This window comes from Streptomyces sp. NPDC127084, from assembly GCF_042724175.1.
In the GTDB taxonomy this organism is placed as follows: Bacteria; Actinomycetota; Actinomycetes; order Streptomycetales; family Streptomycetaceae; genus Streptomyces.
In genome coordinates, this window is the sequence record NZ_JBHXFA010000039.1 from 3291 (window position 1) to 8903 (window position 5613).

Annotated in this window: 2 protein-coding genes and 1 pseudogene; 2 read left to right on the plus strand and 1 reads right to left on the minus strand. The window is 69.8% G+C overall.

Features of this window, described 5'->3' with window-relative positions; genetic code table 11:
- Positions 1 to 171: 171 nt before the first annotated feature.
- Entirely contained in the window at positions 172 to 1212 is a 1041-nt protein-coding gene (locus ACFWI9_RS12180; RefSeq protein ID WP_387161113.1) for a hypothetical protein, read from the minus strand.
- A 137-nt stretch (positions 1213 to 1349) separates the two neighbouring features.
- Here ACFWI9_RS12180 and ACFWI9_RS12185 point away from each other — a divergent pair, with 137 nt between their 5' ends.
- Complete coding sequence (locus ACFWI9_RS12185; RefSeq protein WP_387161115.1) at positions 1350 to 3971, plus strand: valine--tRNA ligase; 2622 nt, start codon at positions 1350 to 1352, stop codon at positions 3969 to 3971.
- 197 nt (positions 3972 to 4168) lie between these two features.
- Positions 4169 to 5547: pseudogene (locus ACFWI9_RS12190) on the plus strand (bifunctional folylpolyglutamate synthase/dihydrofolate synthase); the annotation flags it as partial.
- Between the last annotated feature and the right edge of the window lie 66 nt (positions 5548 to 5613).

Consider the following 5613-nt stretch of genomic DNA (forward strand, 5'->3'; position numbering starts at 1 on the left):
CGGCAGTGTGAGGCGGTGGGGCTGCGGCCCGCGCAGCTCGTCGTCGCACCGAGTCTGACCCAGGCGGGGGGGGGGGTGGGTGGCGGGGCGGGTGTTGTGCGTTTGGACACGGCGCCCGCGGGGGGGGGTGGGGGGGGCGCCCCCCCCCTCTCGTGTACGCGAGCGGGCCTGTCAGGCCTTGGTGCGGATCTCGTTGCGAAGCCTGGCCGTGATGTCCATGGCCGTGTCCTTGTCCACACTCTTGGTCCTGTCGCCCGGCGACACCATCGCGATGGTGCTGTAGTCGGCCCAGGCACAGAACCAGTCCGTCTTGTTCTGCTTGGTCACCGGGTCCGGGCCCTCCGCGGCCTGGCACTTCATGACGCCGTTGTCGAAGTCGTCGGGGCTGACCTCCTCAGGCGTTCCGACGAGCTTCCCCTTGCTGCCGCTGCTCCCGGATGAGTCCTTGTCGATGTTCGCGAGGAGTGTGTCCAGCGCCTTCTTCGGGTCGTCGATCCTGCCGTAGGCGCCGAAGAACGAGATCCCCTTGGCCGTCGCCAGCTCGGGGGGCAGCGTGGAGGGGTCCGCCGGGTTGAAGCGGCTGAGCTCCGAAGGGTCGATATCAGCCGAGGTGTAGGCGCCTATGACGGACTTGCCGTCCTTGACCCCGCTCTCCTCCAGTTCCTTGGTGACGGACTCGTCTGTGCTGCCCGCCTCGTTGTTGTTGGACAGGCGGTTGTACTCGCCGAGGACCTTCCCGGGCGTGGTGAGCTTGTGGGGGCCGTCGTCCGCGAGTGTCGCGCCACCGCCGCCGAACACGAAGTAGGCCCCCACGGCGATGGCCGCGACCACCGCGATCCCGCCGATGATCAGCCCAGCCTTCTTGCCGCCGCCGCCCTGTGCCGGCGGGGTCGGGTACGCGCCAGGGCTCATGCCGTACGGGGGCTGCTGGGGCGGTTGGCCGTACGGGCCCGGCTGCTGGGGCGGCTGGCCGTAGGGGACGGGCTGCTGCTGGGGCGGCTGGCCCGGGTAGCCGTAGGCGGGCTGCGGCGGGACGCCCTGCGGTGGTGCCTGCGGATACCCGTAGCCTGGCTGGACGGGGGCCAGCGGCGGCTGGCCGTAGGGACCCGGCTGACCGCCGTACGGACCGGGCTGCTGCGGGGGCTGGCCGCCGTACGGACCGGGCTGCTGCGGAGGCTGACCGCCGTACGGGCCCGGCTGGTTGTAGCTCATTACTGGGTTCCCCTCCAGATGCCTATGCTTACCGAACATCCTGTCGGAAGAGGCCGGGCCCTGGGGCGGCGGGGCGCAGACCGTTACGGAGGATTCCCGTTTCAGAACGCGACCGTGACACCTCTAAACTGTGGCCCGTGACCGACAACACTCAAAACCAGCCATCCAGCAACCCCGAACTGCCGACCCAGTACGCGCCGGCCGAGGTAGAGGGGAAGTTGTACGAGCGCTGGGTAGAGCGCGGTTACTTCGAAGCCGACGCGAAGAGCGACAAGCCCCCGTACACGATCGTCATCCCGCCGCCGAACGTCACCGGCAGCCTGCACCTCGGCCACGCGTTCGAGCACACGCTGATCGACGCGCTCACCCGCCGCAAGCGGATGCAGGGCTACGAGACGCTGTGGCAGCCGGGCATGGACCACGCCGGTATCGCCACGCAGAACGTGGTCGAGCGCGAGCTGGCGAAGGAGGGCAAGTCCCGCCACGACCTCGGCCGTGAGACCTTCATCGAGCGCGTCTGGCGGTGGAAGGGCGAGTCCGGCGGCCAGATCTCCGGGCAGATGAAGCGCCTCGGTGACGGTGTCGCCTGGTCGCGTGAGCGCTTCACCATGGACGAGGGGCTGTCCCAGGCCGTCCAGACCATCTTCAAGAGGCTCTACGACGACGAGCTGATCTACCGCGCCGAGCGCATCATCAACTGGTGCCCGCGCTGTCTGACCGCGATCTCGGACATCGAGGTCGAGTACCAGGACGACGACGGCGAGCTGGTCTCCATCCGCTACGGCGAGGGTGAGGACTCGATCGTCGTCGCCACCACCCGTGCCGAGACGATGCTCGGTGACACGGCCGTCGCCGTCCACCCCGACGACGAGCGCTACCGGCACCTCGTCGGCCGGGAGATCGAGCTGCCGCTCACCGGCCGCCGTATCCCCGTCGTCGCCGACACGCACGTCGACCCGGAGTTCGGCACGGGCGCCGTCAAGGTCACCCCCGCGCACGACCCGAACGACTTCGAGATCGGCCAGCGGCACGACCTGCCGAACCTCAGCGTCATGGACGAGCGCGCGGTCATCACCGCCCACGGTCCTTTCCAGGGCCTGGACCGCCTGGAAGCACGCTCGGCCATTGTCGCCGCCCTGCGCGCCGAGGGCCGGATCGTCGCCGAGAAGCGCCCGTACGTCCACTCCGTCGGCCACTGCTCGCGCTGCAAGACCACCATCGAGCCGCGGCTGTCCATGCAGTGGTGGGTCAAGGTCGGCCCGCTGGCGAAGGCCGCCGGTGACGCGGTCCGCGACGGCAAGGTCAAGATCCACCCGCAGGAGATGGAGAAGCGGTACTTCGACTGGGTCGACAACCTCCACGACTGGTGTATCTCCCGCCAGCTCTGGTGGGGCCACCGCATCCCGGTCTGGTACGGCCCGAACGGCGAGGTCGTCTGCGTCGGACCCGACGAGCAGCCCCCGTCCGGCGAAGGCTGGACCCAGGAGACCGATGTCCTGGACACCTGGTTCTCGTCCGGTCTGTGGCCGTTCTCCACACTCGGCTGGCCCGAGCGGACCGAGAGCCTCGCGAAGTTCTACCCGAACTCCGTCCTGGTCACCGGCTACGACATCCTCTTCTTCTGGGTCGCCCGGATGATGATGTTCGGCCTGTACGCGATGGACGGCACCCCGCCGTTCCACACCATCGCCCTGCACGGCATGGTCCGCGACCAGTTCGGCAAGAAGATGTCGAAGTCCTTCGGCAACGCGGTCAACCCGCTGGACTGGATGGACAAGTACGGCTCCGACGCGCTGCGCTTCACGCTGGCGCGCGGCGCCAACCCGGGCGTGGACGTCCCGATCGGCGAGGAGTGGGTCCAGGGTTCGCGCAACTTCGCCAACAAGATCTGGAACGCCACCCGCTTCGCGCTGATGAACGGCGCCACGGTCGAGGGCCCGCTGCCCTCGCCCGAGCAGATGTCGGCCACCGACCGCTGGATCCTTTCGCGGCTGAACACGGTGGTCGCCGAGGTCGACGCGCTCTACGAGGACTACCAGTTCGCCAAGCTGTCCGACGCGCTGTTCCACTTCGCGTGGGACGAGGTCTTCGACTGGTACGTGGAGCTGTCCAAGACCACGTTCCAGGCGGGCGGCGAAGCGGCCGAGATCTCCCAGCGGGTCCTCGGCGAGGTCCTCGACGTCACGCTCAAGCTGCTGCACCCGATCGTGCCGTTCGTCACCGACACGCTCTGGACCACCCTCACGGGTGGTGAGTCGGTGGTCATCGCCGACTGGCCCCGCGACAGCGGCTTCCGCGACCGGGCGGCCGAGCGTGAGATCGAGTCCCTGCAGTCCGTCATCACCGAGGTCCGCCGGTTCCGCAACGACCAGGGCCTCCAGCCCGGTCAGCGGGTGCCCGCCCGGCTGAGCCTGGAGGGCACCGAACTGGCCCCGCACGAGGCCGCCATCCGGCAGATGCTGCGGCTCCAGGCGGAGGGCGAGGGCTTCACCGCGACTGCCACCCTGCCGGTCGCGGGAGCCGAGGTGGCGCTGGACCTGTCCGGCACCATCGACGTGGCGGCGGAGCGCAAGCGCCTCGCCAAGGACCTCGCGGCGGCGCAGAAGGAGCGCCAGCAGGCGGAGGCCAAGCTCGGCAACGAGGCGTTCCTGGCCAAGGCCCCCGACAACGTGGTCGAGAAGATCCGTACCCGGCTCGCCAAGGCGGACGAGGACATCACAAGGATCGAGAACCAGCTCGCGAAGCTGCCGCAGGGCTGACCCGTACGAGGCACACACGAGGTCCCCGGAGCGACCCGGGGCGCTGTCGCACCGGCAAGCGCCCCACCCGGCCCCGGGGACCTCGTGCGTGTGCGGGCCCCGCGCGGTACGGCGTGCCCCGCACCGATCGCATCACGCTCGCCCGTCACACCCCCTGCCCCGTCAGCGGCTCCGCGGCGGCTCCGTAGACTGGCTGCGTGAGTGAGCAGCAGCCGCGCCCCTTCGATGACCCCGACGCGTTCGACGAGATCGTCGACGCCGAAACCGACCGCGACCCGGACCTGGCGGTGATCGAGGCCGGCAGCCGTACGCTGCGCACCCAGGCCGGACCGCCCCGTGGCGACCAGGTGCCCGCGCGCCCCGCCGACCCCGAAGTGGACAAGGCCCTGCGCGAGATCGAGCAGGAGCTCGCGAGCCGCTGGGGCGAGACCAAGCTGGAGCCGTCCGTCAGCCGGATCACGGCCCTGATGGACCTGCTCGGCGAGCCGCAGCACACGTACCCGTCGATCCACATCACCGGCACCAACGGCAAGACCTCCACCGCCCGCATGATCGAGGCGCTGCTCGGTGCCTTCGAGCTGCGCACCGGGCGCTACACCTCCCCGCACGTCCAGTCGATCACCGAGCGGATCAGCCTGGACGGGGTGCCGATGGACGCCGAGCGCTTCATCGCGACCTACCAGGACATCAAGCCGTATGTCGACATGGTGGATTCCTCCCAGGACTACCGGCTCTCCTTCTTCGAGGTGCTGACCGGCATGGGCTACGCCGCCTTCGCCGACGCGCCCGTGGACGTCGCCGTGGTCGAGGTCGGCATGGGCGGCGGCTGGGACGCGACCAATGTCATCGACGGGTCGGTGGCCGTGGTCACCCCCATCTCCCTGGACCACACCGACCGGCTCGGTGGCACTCCCGCCGAGATCGCCGCCGAGAAGGCCGGGATCATCAAGCAGGGCGCCACGGTCATCCTGGCGCAGCAGCCGGTCGAGGCCGCGCAGGTCATGCTGAAGAAGGCCGTCGAGGTGGACGCCACGGTGGCCCGCGAGGGCATGGAGTTCGGCGTGGTCTCCCGCGAGGTCGCGGTGGGCGGACAGCTGGTGACGCTGCGCGGGCTCGGCGGGGAGTACGAGGAGATCTTCCTGCCGCTGTACGGCGCCCACCAGGCGCACAACGCCTCGGTGGCGCTGGCCGCGGTGGAGGCGTTCTTCGGCATCGGCGACCAGCACGCCCGCACGCTCGACATGGACGCCGTGCGTACCGCCTTTGCCTCCGTCACCTCGCCCGGCCGGCTCGAAGTGGTGCGCCGCAGCCCGACGGTCATCCTGGACGCCGCGCACAATCCGGCGGGCGCGCGGGTCACCGCCGACGGGGTCACGGAGGCGTTCGGCTTCTCCCGGCTCATCGGTGTGGTCGGCGCGAGCGACGACAAGGACGTGAAGGCGGTGCTCGAAGCCTTCGAACCGGTCTTCACGGAGATCGTCGTCACCCAGAACTCCAGCCACCGCGCCATGGACGCCGACGCGCTGGCCGCGATCGCCGTCGAGGTGTTCGGCGACGAACGCGTAGTCGTCGTTCCGCGGCGGCTCGTAGCTGTGGTATGGGGGATCAAGCTCCCCGAGGAGGTAACGGGGAAATCGGGGGC